Below are 19,224 nucleotides of genomic sequence, written 5' to 3' on the forward strand. Positions count from 1 at the left end.
CGGCGGCGGATCCGGGAGACGCTCGCGGTGCGCCGGGCCGCCGCGGTCGGCGGGCAAGGGGCCGCCGAGCCGCCGGTTGAACCGCCCGTCGAGCCCGGGGCGCCCGGGTGACGCCGGGTAAGCGTGGTCGGGCGTGGGGACCGTTGTGATCAACGAGAAGGTCCATCTGGCCGAGGCCGTGATCGATCTTGCGGCGATCGCGGAGAACATCCGGACGGTCGCGGCGATCGCACGTACGGGGTTGATGGCGGTGGTGAAGGCCGACGGGTTCGGGCACGGCGTGCTGCCGGTGGCGCGGGCCGCGTTGGGCGCCGGCGCCGCCTGGCTGGGCGTGACCTCGGCGACGGAGGCGGTGGCGCTACGATCGGCGGGCATCGACGCGCCCGTCCTGAGCTGGCTGCACCGGCCGGACGAGGACTACACCCGCCTGATCGCCGCGGACGTCGACATCGCGGTGTCGACCCTGACCCACCTGCGCGCGATCGTCACCGCGGCCACCGATCTAGGTGGTCACCGACCGCGAGGCATGGGCGTTCCCGGTACGCCGCGAGCCCGAGCACCGCCCCCCTCGTCGACGCCCTGCGCTGCGACTACCTGCCGGCCGGCACCGGAAAGGATCTGCTGGGTCTGCCCGGCAGCGGCAGATCCGGACGTTCGATGAAGACCCCGCTATCAGGGAGTGACTCGTTCCCTGCCGGTGGGTCGCCGCCGGGTCGCCGACGCGCTGTGCCAGCATCGCCTCGTGCGCAACGAGCAACGCCTACGAACACGGACGTATGAGTCACGGGCCTTCGCGGAACGCGTACAGCTCGTCATGAGCCTGACCTCGCGCCTCAACGTGCTGCCGTTTGACGACCTCGACGCGCGCAGGGCGGTGCTGACCGAGATCTTTGGTAAACCGATCCCTGACTCTCTGTCCATCCTGCCCCCGTTCTATTGCGACTACGGGCTCGGAGCATCGTTCGGAGAGCGCGTATTCATCAATCAGGGATGCTTCTTCCTCGACTACGGAGGCATCACCATCGGTGACCGCGTCCTGATCGGCCCCCGAGTGACGCTGAGCACGGCCGGACACCCGGTCGAGGTCGACGAGCGGTACGACTTCATCACGCACGCGCCCATCGTCATCGAGGATGATGTGTGGATCGGCGCCGCAGCCACGATCACCCCTGGAGTGACAATCGGTCGCGGCTCGGTCGTCGGCGCGGGCACCGTAGTCGCGAAGGACGTGCCGCCACTGAGTGTGGTGACGGCAACAAGCGTTGTCGAGCGAAAGCGTCTCAAGCCGACGTCCGCTGCAAACACCTGAGACCTGCGGCTCACCCACGTACATCGACAGTTCCGGGCACCCGGGTGGTGATCCCCCAGCCTGGCCCGGTCAGCCGTGGGTCGGGGCCGGGTGCCCCGACGGCAGTGGCACCGGCACCGACGCCACCGCCTGCCGCAGCACCTCGACGGCGGTCACCCCGCGCATCCGCGCGTCGGAGGTGAGCAGCAGCCGGTGCGCGAAGACCGGCTCGGCGAGCGCCTTCAGGTCCTCCGGCATGATCCAGCCCCGCCCGTCGATCAGCGCGTACGCGCACGCCGCCCGGGTCAGCGCGATCACCCCCCGAGGGCTCACCCCGACCCGTACCTGCGGATGGGTGCGGGTGGCGGTGGCCAGCCGGACCGCGTACCCGTAGAGCGGCTCGGCGATGTGCACCCGGCGGGCCATCCGGACCATCTCCCCGACGGTGGCCGTGTCGGTGACCGGGTTGAGCGAGTCGGGGGAGCGCACCGCCGCCCCGCGCAACACCTCCACCTCGACCGCCTCGTCGGGGTAACCCACCGACAGCTTCACCAGGAAGCGGTCGAGCTGCGCCTCGGGCAGCCGGTAGGTGCCGTCCATCTCCACCGGGTTCTGGGTGGCCACCACCAGGAACGGTTGCGGCACCGGGTGCCGGACCCCGTCCACCGTGACCGTCCGCTCCTCCATCACCTCCAGCAACGCCGACTGGGTCTTCGGGGAGGCCCGGTTGATCTCGTCGGCGATGACGATGTTGGCGAACACCGGACCGGGGTGGAACTCGAAGGAGTGGGTGGCCTGGTTGAAGATGGTCACCCCGGACACGTCCGACGGGAGCAGGTCCGGGGTGAACTGGATCCGTCGCCACTGGCCCCGTACGGTGGCGGCGACCGCCCGGGCCAGGGTGGTCTTGCCGACCCCCGGCACATCCTCCAGCAGCACGTGACCCTGGGCGAAGAGCGCGGTCAACGCCAGCCGCACCACCTGGGGCTTGCCCAGCACGACCGCGTTGACGTTCTCCGCCAGCCGGGCGGCCAGCGCGGCGAAGCCCTGGACCTCCGGCTGGGTGAGCGGTTCGTGGCTGCTGTTCACGGCGCAGGGGTGCTCCTCGGCTGCGGTGGCGCGGGTCAGCAGACGGGCAGTACGGCGACGTCTCCACCACCGGTCGGCGCCCTCTCCCCTGAGCCGGGGACATCATATGGGCCGTCCCGGGACGAGGGAACCCGAAGTGTTCCGCATTGGACACACAGCGTGCCGGCTGGTAAGCCCCGGTCAGCCGCTCGGCGACGGGCGCACCCGGTCGGTGCATACCTGGCCGGAGGTGGCGAAGGCGTCCGTGGAGTAGACCGCCAGGACCGTGAAGCAGTAGTCCACCTCGGCGTTCAGCCCGTTGACCGTGTAGCTGGTCTGTCCCGGGTCGACGGTGGCCATCACCCCGAGGGCGTGACCGGTGCGTCCACCCGCGACCATGAACGACACCGTTCCGTTACTCGGGTCGGACCAGCTTATCGTGATGGTGGCGGCGTCGTCGCGCAGCTTCACGTCCGCCGGTGGCGCACCGGTCGCCGCCGGAGCGGCGGCACCCGACGACGGTCCCGGCCCGGCCGCGTCCCGGCCCAGCGTCACCACGCCGACCGCGCCCGCCGCCGCCACCAGCACCACCCCCGCCGCCACCACGGCCATCGTCCGGCCCCGCCCCCGCGACCCGGTGTCCACCGGGTACGACGGCGTCAACTCCGGGTACCCCGTCCCCTCCACCGGCGGGGGCGGCACGTCGACGGGGGCGGCACGGCGTTCGGTCGTGGCGGGTGCTGCCAGCGCGGTGACCAGCGTGTCCCCGTCCCACTCGGGCCGCGCCGCCGGGTCACCGGGCCGGGCGTCGCCCCGGCCAGCCGGGTCGGGGCCGGCCGTGGTGTCGTGCCCACCACCGGTGCCGGTGCTGCCCGGCGGCCCGCCGTCGACGGCGGTGGGTGTGCTGTCGGGCCACCCCGGGGCATCGGTCGCCGCGCTACGGCGGACGCCGGGGTCCGGAGTGGTCGCCGGCGTCGTGTCGTGCCGACCCGGAGCGCTCGCGCCCCAACGGCCAGTGTCGAGCGGTACCGACACGCCGGCCGACGGCTGATGCGGTGCCGGTGCCGGTGCCGCGCCGGCCGGCTGCGGCGGTCCGCTCGCTGGCGGTGCGCTCGCTGGCGCTCCGCTTACTGGCGGTGCGCTGACCGGTGCTCCGCCCGCTGGCGGCGCGCTGACAAGCGGCTGCGGCACGTCGGCTGCCGGCGAGTCGGCCGGGCCGGACTGCGCCGACGCCGACAGCCCGCTCACCGGATACGAAGGGGTGTCCGCCGGTGGCCGTCCCGGGGCAGGCCGACCCCGCCCGGTCAGGTCGTTCGCCGGTGGTCCGCTGGTCGGATCCAGGTGCGTAGCCGCCGGCGGTCCGCTGACCGGATCCGAAGGCATCGCTGCCGAGGGTGCGCCACCCAGGTACGGCGGATTCCCCGCCGGCGGCCCACTCACCGGAGGCAGCGGCGTTACCGCCGGCGGCCCGCTGACGGGATAGGGCGCTGTCGGAGGTCGGTGCACCAGGGGGGTCGGGGCGGATGGGCTGACCGGCGGAGTCGGCGGTGTCGGCGCGGCGGGCGGGGCGCCGGGTGCCGGGCGCGGGTTGGGCCGGGTCAGCACGGGTGGCGCGCTGACCGGGTACGCCGGGATGTCCGCCGACGGCTGCCTCGGCGTCACCGGCACGGGCGGCCCGTCCGCGGCGTCGGCCGGCGGGACCGTACCGGCGGCCGACGCCGTACCGGTGGGTGGCACGCCGACCGGCGGCTGGCCCGGCGCGGTGGTGCGTGCGGTCTCCTCGCCGAGCAGCGGCCCGATCTGCCGGACCTGGACCGTCGGTCGGTCCCAGCCCTTGACCCGCTCGGGATCGGCGGCACGAGCCGGGTCGCCCGGGGCGGCACCGCTGTGGGCGGCGGCGGGAGTCGGTACGCCGCCAGGGGTGGCCTCGTGGTGGTCGGCGGCGGGAGGCGGTGGGCCGCCCGGTTCGGCCTCGGGGCTGGACCACCCGGGGTGCGTGGCCGGCTGGCCGTAACCGGGCTGCCCCGGGTGTGGTGGGGCGGGCGGCGACTGGCGGTACGGCGGCAACGGCGCGCCCGTGGCGGCCGGCGGGGTCGACACAGGTGGGGCCGACGGCGGACCCGGTGGTGCCGAGTGCTGCCGGGGCGGGGCCGACACCGGCGGGGCCGGAGGAGTGGGCACCTGTCGGGGCGGCCCGGGCGGGGTCGACACCTGCCGGGGCGGCAACGGTGCCTGGGCCGTGGGGGGTATGGGCTGCTGCGCGGGCGGAGCCTGGCCGGGATAGGGCCGCGGGGTACCCGACCCGTGAGTGGTGGGGTTCCCGTACATCTGCCGGGGCAGCGGCACCCGCGGCTCGGCCGGCAGCGCGGTACGCGGCGCGGTGGGCCCCTGACGCGGCACCGGGGGCGTCGGGGACGGGTGCCCCGACGGCGGCACCGGTGGCGCGGGAACGGTGGACGCCGGCCGGGATGGCGTCGGCGGAGACGCCCAGGGCGCCTCGGCTGGCCCGGTGCGGGGTGCGGACGGCTGCGCCGGGTACCCCGGACGGGTCGGCGTCGGTGGGGCGTACCCCGGATGGGGCGGTGGGGCAACCGGTGGTGCGAAGGTCTGCTGCGGTGCCGACCCCGCCTGACCGGGCAGCGGCGCGGTGGGTGCTGGCCCCGGCTGCCCCGCCGAGCCGGCGAGGTACTGGCGGGCGGCGCGTACGGCGGGGTGGTGCTCACCGAGCACCGCCGGCCCGGCAGTGGCGACCCGGGTGTAGTTGCGGCGAGCCTCGTGCCGGTTGCCCAACTCCTCGGCGACTCCGGCGAGGTCGAAGGCGAGGGCCAGCATCAGCGGGTCGGCTGGGTTCCACCGGCGCTCGCCTGCGGCGTACGCCTCCTCCAGCACCCGGCGGGCGGCGGCCGGGTCGTCGGCCTCCCGGTGCAACCGGGCGAGCAGATGCGCGGTGCCCATGATCTCCGGGTGGTCCTCACCGTACGCCGGGCGGGCCGAGGCGATCGTGTCGGCGAGCAGCCGTCGGGCCGCCGAGAAATCACCGGCGGCGCGCAGGGCGAGGGCCCGGTGCTGGACTGCGGCGAGGGGTGAAGGCGCGGACACGGAAGCAATGCTGCCGGTTGACCGTGCCCTGACGCTACCCACGTGCCGCTGACTCCACCCGGCCAAGCCCACTGACCTGCGGCGATCTGGTAATTGCGGGCCGCCCGGGCGGCGATGTGCATGATCCATCCGGGCCGTGTACAGTAATGCCCCGTGCGGCCCACCAGGGCGGCTGACCGGGATGAGAGTCACCGGCGCCGACAGGGTAGGCTGAACGAGTAGGTCCGGGTGGCGGAATGGCAGACGCGCTAGCTTGAGGTGCTAGTGCCCGTATAGGGCGTGGGGGTTCAAGTCCCCCCTCGGACACACTTTTACAGCATCCCTGCTGTCTACGACGTATTGGTGGTCAAGCACGCTTGACCACACCAATCTTATCTTCGAGTCGACGTCGGCCGGTCCCGCTTCGGGCGGGGGTGGTCGGCGTGGCTGACGTTGTGGTCGCTCCCGTCGTCCCGCCGGTCGTGCTGGCGGGCCCGGGTAAGCCGGGTGGTCGGTCTGACGGAGGTCTTCGTCGTCGGCCGTTGCCGCTTGCGGATCTTCCGACCCCTCGTGTCGGCACCCTGGTCTATGGGGTGGCGGCGCTCGATGCCAGTGGTCGGATCGCCGACAGTGGGGTCGTTCGGGCGCTCGGTTGGGTGCCGGGCACCCGGCTGCACATCCATGAGGGTGCCGGTCTGGTGGTGGTCCGTGCGGATCGGCAGGGTGTGTTCACGGTGACCGGTCAGGGTCATCTCCGTCTGCCGGCGGCGGTGCGGCAGTGGTGTGGGTTGACGGCGGGTGACCGGGTGCTGCTGGCGGCGAGCCCTGTTGACCGGTTGTTGGTGGTGCATCCTCCGGCGGCCGTGGACGCGATGGTTGTTCCGGTTCACGCTGCTGTCCTGGGTGGTGGTCGGCCGTGACCGGTGGTGCGGTGGGGCGGGCGGAGTTGGACGCGGCCCGGTTGTTGTTGGCGCGGATGGGGATCTCGCCGGCTGATCTGGTGGAGGCGGCGTCGGTGCGGCCGGTGGCGCCGACGTTCGCGGAGTATGTGCCGGTGGTGTCGGCGGCGGTGACTGCGGGTACGCGGCGGGCGTATGGGTCGTATTGGAAGCGGGTGGTGGAGCACTGGGGGTCGCGGCGGTTGGATGAGCCGAGTCCGTCGGAGATCGAGTGGTTGGCGGAGTACGTCAGGACGCATGTGGTGGCGCGTCGCAATGCGCGTGGTGGGCGGAGTGCGGCGGAGGGGACTCGTGGGTTGCCGTCCGTGGATCACGGATCCATAACCATTGCTGCTCGAGTTTGAGGTGCGGACGGCTCTGTATGCCATCTGGAAGTCGGCAACTGTGAGTGATTGTTGCAGTTCGTTGCGTTGCAATGGTGTTCTGCTGCGGCTCGTGATGCCGACCTCGATTCGATCATGGTGTGGAGCGGTGGGGTCACCAGGGTGCTCCCATGTGGTTACTGTGCCGCTTGCCTGATCAACGATTCACGGGGGTAGCTGCTTTGATGCGTCCTGCGCGCGTTCTCGTTCGGTCCTCCGACACATCTATGAACGCCATGTGCAGGCGCAAGGGTCGACCAGGCGCGCGGTTCGGCACCGCCTTGGCGATCGCGGTCGTTGTCGCTGGCACGGTGGCCTTGTGGGCCAGCGGTGGGCCGACGCCGGCTGTGGCTGCTGCTCCCGACTGTGGGAGTGCCGTTGCGACCGAAGCGAAGGCATTGAGTGCCGCTGCTGTCTGTGGTCAGGCGGTCGTGGTTGATGCCTCGCGGACTCCGTACACGCAGGTCGTGGCGCAGCCGGATGGGCACCTCCAGTTCGAATCTGCGGTTGTGCCGCAACGTACTCGGCGTGCTGACGGCGCGTGGGCAGACGTCGATCTAACCCTTCAGCAGGGCGAAGACGGACTGTTGCGCCCGACAGCGTCCGTGGCCGATGTCGCGTTCTCCGGCGGTGGTGACGTGCCTATGGTGACTTTGACGCGGTCCGGTCAGGAGTTCCAGCTGTCCTGGTCGGGGTCTTTGCCCCACCCGGCGGTGAGCGGTGACTCTGCCACCTACCGGGATGTCCTGCCGGAGGTGGACCTGGTTCTTCGCGCCACGCATACCGGTTTCACCCACGTGCTGGTGGTGCGTTCGGCGGACGCGGCTGCGGACTCGGCGTTGCGGGACCTCACGTTGCAGGTTGGCGGTGACGTCGAGTTGAGCCGAGTCGAGGACGGTTCGTTGCGGGCCGTGGCGGGAACGACGCTGGTGGCCGAAGCAGAGCCGGCAGTGATGTGGGACTCGTCGGCCGCGTCACTTCCGGTGTCGCAGAGTCAGGCCAGGCAGGTGTCAGATGCGAAGGCAGCCGGCGACAGCGCTCGGACCGCGAAGGTGGCGACTCAGGTTGCCGAGGATGGCGGGCTTCGGCTGGTGCCGGACACGGCCCTGCTCGACTCGCCGGGCACGGTCTTCCCTGTCTACATCGACCCGGCCTGGTCGGTGAGCCGATCGAAGTGGGCCTACGCGACGAGTGACGGCTGCACCAACACCGACTACACCTACGCCCGGGTGGGATACAGCCCGGATGGGCCCTGCGTCGGCTCGCGGTTCCGGTCGTACTTCGAGTTTCCGACGATCAGCGGCTCGGTCTCGCTGAAGGGCAGGCACATCGAGTCGGCGTACGTGCAGATGAAGCTCTTCCACTCGTGGTCGTGCACGGACACCTCGGCGCACATGTACTTGACGCCGGTGATCAACGCGACCATGAAGGCATCGTTCTCGGCGATGAAACTGAAGACGTGGTTGGACAGCGTGGCCGGGCATGCCAACAAGGGCGCCGGCTGTTCGGACTCACCGCAGGCCGACATGTACATGAACTTCAACGGCGCGACGGTCACCAGCCAGACTCAGGCGGCAGCGACCGGCGGGTGGCCCACAATGACCGTTGGTTTCTGCGCCTGCAACGGCGATGGACAGTACGAAACCGCACAGGACCGATGGAAGAAGTTCTACCCGGCGAACGCCAAGCTGGTGGTGGACTACGACTCCATCCCGGGCAAGCCGAGCGGACTTCAGGTAGCTGGGGTGTCGTGCCCGACCAGCGGCGCGGTGACGATCGGCACGGTGAATCCGACCTTCTCCGCGGTCTACCCGGATGCCGACTCCGGCCAGACGCTGACCGGCTCGTACGAGTGGATCGAAGTCCCGTCAGGGGGTATGAGCACCGTTACCGCCACCTACCCATCACGCAAGACAGGGCCACCGACGGCACCTGCGAGCGCGAACGGGCGGGCCACCACTGCTGCGGTCGCCGCAGTCGGCAACCGCAACTACGCGTTCCGGGTCACTGCGGTGGACCCGGCGCCCTACTCGCGGTGGAGTGGCTGGTCCGCCTGGTGTCAGTTCTCGATCGACACTAGCGTGCCGCCCGCGCCCACCGTCACCTATGGCACGGTCCCGGGCCCGGGACAGGCGATCACCTTCACCCTGTCGTCCACGACCACGGACGTGACCAAGTTCCGGTACAGCTGGACCGGCCCGCCCGGCACCCCGCACACGCTGCGGTCGTACGCTGGCGACGGTGCCGGCAGCTTCAGTTCGAGTTCCACCACGCCCCCCGGGCTGTGGGACACCGACGGGACGGTGCTGAGCCCCGGTGACCTGTCCGGCGACGGTAAACCAGATGTCATCTACCGCCGGTCCGGCGACGCAAGCCTGTACCTGGCACGTGGGAACGGCATGGGCGGTTTCCTGGCTGAACCGGAACTGCTTGACGCGGGTAACTGGTCCGCCGCCCAGTACCTCTTCTCACCTGGCGACTTCAACGGCGACGGCAAGCCGGACCTCATCTACCGGGACCGGGCCACCCAGAACCTGTTCATGCGGCGCGGTACTGCCACCGGTGGTGTGGAGAGCAGCTCAGTTCAGATCGGAAGTGCCTGGTCCGCCGCAACCTGGATCTTCTCGCCGGGTGACTTCAGCGGCGACGGTAAGCCCGATGTGCTGTACCGCAAGTCGGACGGCAGTCTTGTGATGGTCCGTGGTAACGGCACCGGCGGCTGGGTCACGGGGGTCTCGGAGACCATCGGCACCGGTTGGAACGGTGCCGCACTGTTCGGCCTGGGCGACTTCTCCGGTGATGGCAAGACCGATGTGCTGTCCCGGATCAACGCTACCGGTGAGGTTCGGCTGACCCGGGGTAACGGCACCGGCGGGTGGTTGGACGCCACCGGCATCACGAAGGGCACGATCCCGAGCGGAGGAGCGATTTTCGTGCCGGGTGACTTCTCCGGTGACGGCAAGAAGGACATCGTGGCCACGATCCCGGCAGCGCCGAACTACGGAGAACTGACGGCTACTGGCACCACGACCAAGACGGCGACCGTCACGCTGAACACCTACAAGTACGGCAAGAACATCCTGTGGACTCGTGCCATCGATGCCACCGGGAACCTCGGCAACACCGGCACGGTCGAGATCACCGTTCCCCGCCGGGCCTCGGCGGTGGCCCGCTGGGGTCTGGAGTCCTACCCCGGCCGCACTCAGGTCGAGGCGCTGGCCGACAGCCAGGAGTTGTTCGGCGACACCGATGGCAGCGGTCCGCTGACGAACAACACCCCGCTGAGCGCCGCCAACCTCAACTGGCCGGCCGACGTGCACCTGATGAGTGGCCAGTCGGCCGCTTTCAACGGTGCCTCGTCAGCAGCGTCCACGACCGGCCCGGTGATCAGCACCGCCGACTCGTTCAGCGTGGCTGCATGGGTCCGATTGGCGGCCGTGCCGACCACCGAGACGAAGGTGGCCACGCAGGAGGGCACGGACGCCGCCGGGTTCGAATTCGGCGTCCGCCAGGAGGGCTCCCCGCTCAAGCCGTACTGGTCGTTCCTGATGAAGGACAGCTCGGCTCAATCCAGCACCACCAGACGCGCCATCGCCGCCACCCCGATCACCTCCGCCGACGTCGATCGTTGGGTTCACCTCGCGGGCGTATACGACAAGCTCGCTGGCAAGCTGCGCCTGTACGTCAACGGGGCGTTGGTCGACGATGAGGACCGGGCAGTGACGCCATGGCAGGCAGCAGGCCGTTTCACCGTGGGCCGTGGCTACTCAGGCGGCGCAGCCGGCAATTGGTGGAACGGCAACATCGCCGATATGCAGGTCTTCAACCGGGTGCTCGTGAACGACGACTTCACCGGCCAGTTGGCGTCGGAGCCGGACTCCGGCGGAGTGGACGAGCCAGGCATCCTCGCGCCGACCGAGGTGGGGCGGTGGGACTTCACGGTGGCCCGTCCCTGCTACCTCCAGAACCTTATCGACAGCTGCGATGCCGCCGACGGAACACAGTTCGGCCGTTCGCTCGCGTTGCAGCGGGGCGCATCGATCGATTCGGGCCACCGGGGCAATGGTCTCTATCTGGACGGGTTCTTCTTTCCGGAGGAGAACCCACCGCCGTGGCAGACCACCCTGGAATGGGGCCGGTCGGCCCGGAACACCGGTTCGACAGCCCCGGATGCCAACGGCAACCAGTTCTCGATCTGGCAAGACACGCCGGTGCTGCGGACCGACCAGTCGTTCACCGTGTCGACCTGGGCTTACCTCGACGACGCCCTTCGCGACCAGACCATCGTCTCCCAGGCGGGGACGCATCAGTCGGGGTTCTGGCTGAAGTACTACCCGGCCGCCACGCGTTGGGTCTTCACGGTGGCCCAGAGCGATACGAACCCCGCGCCGCAGCCAGGCATCAGCTCAACCCATCTCGCTGAGGCAGACGTCTGGACCCATCTGGTAGCCGTCTACGACGCCTCCCGTATGCAACTACGGATTTATGTCAACGGCGAACCGTCGGGGACTCTGAGCATCGCGCAGCCACCGATGCCATCGAGCGGGCCGGTTCAGGTGGGGCGGACCCTTTGGAACGACAAACAGACCGACTACTGGCATGGCGGCGTTGACGACATCGGCTTGTATCAAGGCGCGATGACTGACGTCGACGTCAAGCAGCTCCACGAATCCCAGGCCGTGGACCCCGCGTAGCGCACCGCACAACGAGGTGGGAATGCGGCGGCTCTGGGTGCCGACCGCAGGGCTGGCTCCGGTCAGCTGATCGACAGTCTTGGTTAAGCGTGTCCATCCCTGCCCGACCGGGGTATTTGGAGGGGTTTGGTGTTCGAGTTGACGGACGCACGCCTGCGTGACCTGTTCCCTGTACGACGAGATCCTTCCGGGACGCGCCAGCGCAAACTCGGCAGCGGGATACTCGTCGGCGTGCTGGTGTGCGGCTTGCTGCCGGTGACACCGGCCCGGGCGGAGGCCACAGTCACGCATCTGTCGTCGCAGATGGTGAAACTCGACAAGGACGGCGGACGCCTCAACGCCAAGGCCTGGCCCTACACCCGTCAGCAGCGGGAGGCCGCTCCCGCTCCGGTATGGCCTGCGGCCGGCACCGCGCATGTCTCCCTGAGGGGGGACACCGTCGCCCGGGCCGGCACCCTTCCGGTGTCGGTCACCCGGGCTACCGGTACGGCCGGTGCTCGGGTCTCCGAACTGACGGTGCAGGTCCTGGACCGGACCACCACGCCCACGGCCTGGCAGGACGGCCTGCTGATGCGGGTCGGCACCCCGACAAGCGCTCGGACCTCTGGAAAAGCGAGCCTGTCGGTGAACTATCGGTCCTTCCGGTTCGCCTACGGCGGCGACTGGGCCTCCCGGCTGCGGTTGTGGGAGGTACCGGAGTGTGCGCTGCGTACCCCGACACCGTCCGGCTGTAAGGCGACGCCGCTGCGGTCGCGCAACGACACCGCCTTCGGTGTGGTCACCGCCGAGGTTCCGGTGGCGCCCCTGGGCTTGACTGGTCGGTCGACCAGAGGCGGTCACGTGGCCGCAGACCAGGCATCGGCAGTGCAGCGCGGCACTCTCGTCGCGCTGGCCGCCGGTCCCTCCGGGCCCGACGGCACCTTCACGGTCAGCCCGCTCGCGGCCTCCTCGACTTGGGGAGTCGGTGGTGCTACCGGCGGATTCACCTGGTCGTATGGGATGCGAACGCCGCCGGTGGCCGGTCCCGCGCCAGGTGTGTCGGTGTCCTACTCCTCTGCCAGCGTGGATGGCCGCTCGGAGACGTCGAACACCCAGCCGTCCTGGTTGGGTGAGGGTTTCGACTACTGGCCGGGGTATGTCGAACGGCGGTACGTGCCCTGCGCCGAGGACATGGACGACGACAAGAACGGGGTTGCCCCGAACAACACCGTAAAGAACGGCGACCTGTGCTGGCGCTCGGACAACGCCGTGATGAACCTGGGCGGTCACGGCTCCGAACTGGTCTACGAAACGGGCAAGGGCTGGCACGCGCGCAGCGAGGACGGCGCGAAGATCGAAAAAGTCACCGGCGCCGGCAACGGTGACAACAACGGTGAGTACTGGAAGGTCACCACGACCGACGGCACCCAGTACTTCTTCGGCCGGCACAGCCTGCCCGGTCAGACCGCAGTGACAGAGTCGACGTGGACCGTGCCGGTGGCCGGAAACCACCTCAATGAGCCGTGCAACGTGTCGTCGTACACCTCGTCCTTCTGCGACCAGGCGTGGCGGTGGAACCTCGACTATGTGGTGGACCCGCGAGGTAACACCACCTCCTACTGGTACGCCAAGGAGACCAACAAGTACGGCCGCAACATCAGCGACACCGACGTGGTCTCCTACACCCGGGGCGGGACGCTGGCCCGGATCGACTACGGCACCTGGGACCGCGGCGCCGATCGGTCGGTGAAGGCGATCGGCCAGGTGCTGTTCGACGTCAAGGATCGCTGCTTCACCACCTCATGCGGCACACACAACGCGACAAACTGGCCCGACACCCCCTGGGACCAGGAATGCACCGCCAGCCCCTGCACCCGCAAGTACGCGCCGACATTCTGGACCACCAAGCGGCTGGCCAAGGTGACCACCCGGGTGTGGGACACCACGAAGACGACGCCGGACTGGCAGGACATCGACTCCTGGACCTTCACCCACTCCTTCCCGCCGATCGGCGACGGCAGCGATCACCCCGGCCTGTGGCTCGACAAGATCGACCACGTCGGTCTGGTCGGCGGCACGGTGAACATGCCGCCGGTGACGTTCACGCCCGTCTCGATGCCCAACCGGGTGCTGACCGACAACACCTCGACGAACAACTGGCAGCGGCTCGACTACATCATCACCGAGACCGGCGCGAAGGTCGACGTGGCGTACAGCCTGCCCGAATGCACCTCGGCCAACATCTCCACCAATCTGGCGGACGCGGCGACGAACACCAAGCGCTGCTACCCGGTCCTGGTCATCGACCCCGACGACCCGGCCGGCAAGAGAGTCGTCCCCCACTGGTGGCACAAGTACGTGGTGACCGAGCTCGCCGAGGCCGATGTGCAACTCACCGACGGTCACCAGGCACCCCCGAAGTACACCTACTACGAGTACGTCGGCGCTCCGGCCTGGCACTACGCGGACGACGACGGACTGAGTGAACCCAAGTACAAGACGTGGAACCAGTTCCGTGGCTACGCGACCGTCAAGATGCGTAGCGGCGACGTGCCCGGCGCGCAGACCCTGACCGAGACACGCTACCTGCGCGGCATGCACGGCGACCGGCTCACCGTCTCGGGTGGTACCCGCACCGTGACCGTGCCCGCCTCCCTGGGCACCGAGACGGTCAACGACGAACACCAGTTCGCCGGCATGGTCCGCGAGCAGATCACCTACGACGGCACTGAGTCGAAGCCGGTGTCCAAGACGGTCAACGTGCCCTGGATGTCGGCGGCGACCGCGAGCCGCACCATCAACGGCGACACGGTGACCGCCCGGTACACCAACACCCGGGTCAGTTACCACGCGACCGCGCTGGGCGTGGACGGGGCGGGCGGCTGGCGCACCACCCACACCGAGTCGTGGTTCAACGGCACCTACGGCACCCTCGACAAGACCCAGGACAGCGGCGACCTAGACAAGACCGGCGACGAGACCTGCACCACATACACCTACAACCGCAACACCGGCCTCAACATGGTGGGCACGGTCAAGCAGACCACCACCACCGCCCTGCTCTGCGGCACGGTGCCGACCAGCACCGACCACGTCATCTCCGACAGTCGCAACTACTACGACGGCGCCACCAGCCCGGACACGGCACCCACCTACGGCGCGGTGACCAAGTTGGAGGCGCTCAAGGACTGGTCATCCGCCGGTGGCACGGTCTGGCAGACGGTCGGTCAGGCCAGCTTTGACGCCTTCGGCCGGCAGGTATCGACGACCGACCTCAAGGGCAACGTCGCCACCACCGAGTTCACCCCCACCAGCGGCGGTCCGGTCACCAAGGTCACCACGAAACGGGGTACGCCCTACAACTGGACCAGCTCCGTCGACACTAGCCCTTACTGGGGTACGCCGACCAAGACCACGGACCTTAACGGCGTGGTCTCCGAGGCCTCCTACGACGCACTCGGCCGTGTGCACCGAGTCTGGGGGCCGGGCTGGGCCAGAACCGGGCACGAGACCAGCCCGTCGGCGGAGTACACCTACTCGTTCGCGGCCAACCGGAACGCCTACCCGTACACCAAGTCGAAGAACATGAACGCCGCTGGCGGCTACAAGGTCACGTACCAGATCTACGACGCCCTGTTCCGACCGCGACAGAGTCAAACTCCCTCGAATGTCGGAGGCGCCACTGTCGTCGCCGACACGCTCTACGACAAGCTGGGCCGGGCGGCAACGTCCTATCAGCCACATGTCGAGCCTGGTACCGCGTCCGGACAGCTCTGGTGGGAGCCGGAGTGGTCGGTGCCCGCGATGACCAAGACGGTGTACGACAACGCCAGCCGGACGACCGCGCAGATCTTCCTGTCCGGTGACGGGGTCACCAACCTGGTCGAGAAATGGCGCACCACCACGGCGTACGAGGGGAACCTCACGAAAGTCACCCCGCCTACCGGCTCCACGCCCACCACCACCCTCGACGACGCCCAGGGCCGGGTAGTGGAGTTGCGCGAGCACACCACGACCCAGGGAGTGGCCGGTGCCTATTTGGCCACCAAGTACGCGTACAACGGCAAAGGCCAACTAACCCAGATCACCGACACTGCAGACGACCGGTGGACCTACAAGTACGACCCAAAGGGTCGCCAGTGGCAGAGCACGGATCCGGACAAGGGCACCAACACAAGCGAGTACAACGACGCCAACGAGGTCCAGAAAACGACCGACGGTCGCGGCGAGGTGCTCTGGCACAGCTACGACGGCCTGGGCCGCAAGACCGAGCTGCGAGACGACTCGTCCACCGGCCAGCTACGCGCGATGTGGAAGTACGACAAGCTCTACACCACCTCGACGCTGCGGGCGAAGGGACAGCTGACCGAGGCATACCGGTACGACACGGTCGGCGCCACCACCAGCATCTACAAGTGGCAGGTGGGCACGTTCAACGAGCGCTACCAGCCGATGAGCGTCAACTACGTCATCCCGCCCGCCGAGGGCACCGGGCTGGCGAAAACCTGGACCATGGGATACGACTACTCGCCCTACGACGGCAGCCCCACCACCGTCACCTACCCGACCGGCGGCGGCCTGCTCGGCGAGACCGTCACCACCGTCTACGACGCGACCACCGGGCTGCCCACCAAGCTCCAGTCCTCAGCTACCGGCGTCACCAACTACGTCGCCGCGCAGCAGTACACCGAGTTCGGTGAACCGACCATCACCACCCGCAAAATGGCCGGCGGCGGGTTCGTCGAGGACACCGCCTGGTACGACGAGGCAACCCGCCGGCTCGAACGAACCGAGATCAAACCGGAGACGGCGACCGGCACGGTCTCCAACCTCACATACTTCTACGACAAGTCCGGCAACGTCACTTCGATGACCGACAACCCTCAGGTCGGCGCAGCGGACACCCAGTGCTTCACCCCGGACCCGCTGGGCCGGCTGGCCCGAGCATGGACCCCGAAGGCCGGGGTCGCCTGCGAGACCGACCCGACGGTGCCCAACCTCGGCGGTCCCGCTCCGTACTGGCTGGACTGGACCTACGACGACCTCGGCAGTCGCAAGAAGGAAACCAGTCACACCGCGGCCGGCGACACCGTCCGGGATTACACCTACCCCACCCCCGGCCAGGACGTGCCACGGCCACACGCAGTGACCAAGGTCAAGACCACCGCTCCCAGCGGATCCCAGGTCACCACGAACTACAGCTATGACTCGGCAGGCAACACGATCTGTCGACCGAACGGCGCGGCAGCCAACACCTGCCCACCAGACGCGGCCTCACAGAACCTCACCTGGGACGCCGAAGGCCACCTGATCAGCGTCTCCGGCAACGGGGCCGCCGCCGGCAGCAACATCTACGACGCCGACGGGGCACGGCTGCTCCGTAGGGACTCCACCGGCACCACCCTCTTCCTGCCGGGGCAGGAGATCCGGCAGGACACCGGCGGTCTCACCAGCGGCACCCGCTACTACAGTTTCGGTGGCAAGCTCATCGCCTCCCGAAACTCCAGCGGCGTGACCTGGCTCTTCACCGACCGCCAGGGCACCCAACACACCAGCGTCAACGCCGCCACCCAGGCGGTGACCACCCGGCGACAAACGCCCTTCGGCAGCCCTCGCGGCACCGATCCGGCGTGGGTCAACCAGCGAGGGTTCGTCGGCGGGGACAAGGATCCCAACGGCCTGACCCACCTGGGAGCACGCGACTACGACCCCGGTCTGGGTCGCTTCATCTCGGTCGACCCGCTCCAGAACCTCGGCGACCCGCAGCAGTGGAACGGCTACGCCTACGCCCACAACTCACCGGTCACCTCAAGCGACCCTAGCGGCCTGATCGACTCGGAGTGCGCCCGCCGAGACCTCGACTGCGGCGGCTACCAGCCCGGCAACGAGCCAGCCAACCAGCATCATGCCGACAACCCCTGTTGGCCGCTGAAGAAGTGCCCGCCGCCCGGCGCCGGTCCGCCCAAGAACGTCGTCCAGCCGACGATCAACGACCGGCTCGGCAAGCGAGTGCCAGGTGGCATACCGGACTACGTATTCGCGAGCGGCCGCTATCAAGGAACAGGGCTGTTCACCTATCAAGAAGCCTTCCAATGGGCCGCTCAGGATCCCTCCTACGCGAGCTACCTGTGCTACCACATCCTGAACCTGTCCGAGTCGACCTGCGACGGATTCTACGAGAAGATCGCACCCGCTCCGCCGGGCGGCCTGAAGGCACTCGTACAGGTTCTGGTCATCACCGCGGTCCTCGCCTGCGCGCTCGCCGGCCCGGAATGCCTCGGACCAGCCGCCGCCGGCATCGGTGAATTCGCTGCCGGCGGATCCCTCCTCGGCGCACCAGGCATCGGCGCAGTAACCGGCTACGGGCTGACTGCAGGAGGCGCGGCCTACGCCTTCGGGGCCACCGAAGAAGGAGCCGCCGCCCGGATGGCGGGTTCTGCATGTAGCTTCAGTGCCGATACCCAAGTCCTGATGGCAGACGGCAGTGCCATTCCCATTAAGGACATCAAGGTCGGCGACCATGTTACGGCAGTCGACCCAAAAACCGGTGAAAAGGGCAGCCGGCCCGTTACGAATCTGTGGATCCACGAGGACAAGCTTTCGGCACTTCTCGTCAACGGGAACGTTCTCAGCACCACCGAGGACCACCCCTTCTGGAACGTCACCGACCAGAAGTGGGAGCGGGCCGACGAACTGGATCCAGGCGATCTACTTGCCACACCGGCAAGTGGCAGTGTGGTAGTAAACGGACTCGTGCCCGGCGCGACCCGGGCGGACGCGGCCTACAACCTGACCGTCAACGGCATTCACACGTACTATGTGCTCGCCGGCAACACCCCGGTCTTGGTCCACAACACCAACGGTTGCTCTATTTCCGGGTCAGCGGGCGGGCAGAAGTTGGCAGATCAGCTCCGTTTGGAATCGGCGAACTCCATGTTCACGCCGGGCGGCGGCCTTACGAGCCAAGCTATTGGTGAGTCACGACTCATCATCCGTAGCAGCGACTTGGGCAACCAGCAGCTCCCGGCTCACCTCACCCGCGATGGCAGCGATATTGCGGACTGGGGCAAATACACGACGAGGACGCATCAGAGTCCCTACGGGGATTTCCAAGTCCATTACTACTACAATTCGAGAACTGGAAATGTGGCCTACGACTACGACTACAAAGTTGTGATGAACGCGAGGTAGCGGTGCGAGTGAAATATGCGGGCCGGCGGCCAGAGGGCGTGTCCCACCAGGGTGTCGACGCTCTGTCGGTAGAACGCGAGTACGCGGTGCTTGAGATCTCATCGCTTGCCGATCGGCCCTCCTACTTCCGAATCGAGGTCGTCAACGGTGAGCCTCCAGCGCTATTCGATGTACGCCTATTTGAAGTCACATCGCCAATAATTCCCCCAAACTGGATGTGTTCGCTCGATGAGTCCGGGCTGCTGACAATCGGCCCTAAGGCCTGGAGGGAGCGCGATTTTTGGGAGGCGTATCTAGAACGACGGGAGTGGGCGGTGACTGTATACGAGAGAGAGCGTAAGGCGATTCTGTCAGCACGGACGGAATGATGTTGTGCGGATCAGTCGCTTGGTCGCGTCTGGCGCACTGTTCTGCACGGAGCTTGAGCGGGTCTGGTCACCGACCGTGACTACTGTATGTGCGGGTCGGTGGTCGTCAGCGCGGGTTGCCGTCACGGTTGCCGTCTGAGAGTAAGAGCGACCGGCAATAGGTAGGGCGTCTGGGCGGACGACCCCGAGGTAGCAAGCAGGCACGGGTCCATTGATCATCGGAGTTCTCTACGCTTC

The 19,224-nt window shown here is 68.4% G+C and carries 7 protein-coding genes and 1 tRNA gene; 6 read left to right on the forward strand and 2 right to left on the reverse strand.

The genetic code is table 11. The annotated features are described in order from the left end of the window. Positions 1 to 145: 145 nt before the first annotated feature. Positions 146 to 661: an alanine racemase gene (locus ACIQG9_RS25700; protein ID WP_400407129.1), complete on the forward strand. Its 516-nt coding sequence runs from the start codon at positions 146 to 148 to the stop codon at positions 659 to 661. Between the two features lie 81 nt (positions 662 to 742). After that, positions 743 to 1,309: a sugar O-acetyltransferase gene (locus ACIQG9_RS25705; protein ID WP_400407132.1), complete on the forward strand. Its 567-nt coding sequence runs from the start codon at positions 743 to 745 to the stop codon at positions 1,307 to 1,309. A gap of 69 nt (positions 1,310 to 1,378) precedes the next feature. Here the strand turns inward: ACIQG9_RS25705 and ACIQG9_RS25710 are convergent, their stop codons facing one another. Then, positions 1,379 to 2,377, reverse strand: a complete 999-nt coding sequence (locus ACIQG9_RS25710; protein WP_400407134.1) for an AAA family ATPase — start codon at positions 2,375 to 2,377, stop codon at positions 1,379 to 1,381. A 180-nt stretch (positions 2,378 to 2,557) separates the two neighbouring features. Next, positions 2,558 to 5,455, reverse strand: coding sequence for a tetratricopeptide repeat protein (locus ACIQG9_RS25715; protein ID WP_400407136.1), 2,898 nt, complete (start codon positions 5,453 to 5,455; stop codon positions 2,558 to 2,560). A gap of 222 nt (positions 5,456 to 5,677) precedes the next feature. Between ACIQG9_RS25715 and ACIQG9_RS25720 the strand changes: the two genes are divergently transcribed. The 4 genes from ACIQG9_RS25720 to ACIQG9_RS25735 all read left to right on the forward strand — a co-directional run bounded on the left by ACIQG9_RS25720 (position 5,678) and on the right by ACIQG9_RS25735 (position 18,619). Further along, positions 5,678 to 5,761, forward strand: a tRNA-Leu gene (locus ACIQG9_RS25720). A gap of 116 nt (positions 5,762 to 5,877) precedes the next feature. Further along, a complete protein-coding gene (locus ACIQG9_RS25725) occupies positions 5,878 to 6,354 on the forward strand; it encodes a hypothetical protein (RefSeq protein WP_400407139.1) in 477 nt (158 codons plus the stop codon). A gap of 868 nt (positions 6,355 to 7,222) precedes the next feature. Further along, a complete protein-coding gene (locus ACIQG9_RS25730; RefSeq protein WP_400407141.1) occupies positions 7,223 to 11,449 on the forward strand; it encodes a LamG-like jellyroll fold domain-containing protein in 4,227 nt (1,408 codons plus the stop codon). Between the two features lie 1,041 nt (positions 11,450 to 12,490). Beyond that, positions 12,491 to 18,619: an RHS repeat-associated core domain-containing protein gene (locus ACIQG9_RS25735; RefSeq protein ID WP_400407144.1), complete on the forward strand. Its 6,129-nt coding sequence runs from the start codon at positions 12,491 to 12,493 to the stop codon at positions 18,617 to 18,619. The last annotated feature ends 605 nt before the right edge of the window (positions 18,620 to 19,224 follow it).

Origin of the sequence: Micromonospora sp. NPDC092111 (genome assembly GCF_044755745.1) — a bacterium.
Classification (GTDB): domain Bacteria; phylum Actinomycetota; class Actinomycetes; order Mycobacteriales; family Micromonosporaceae; genus Micromonospora.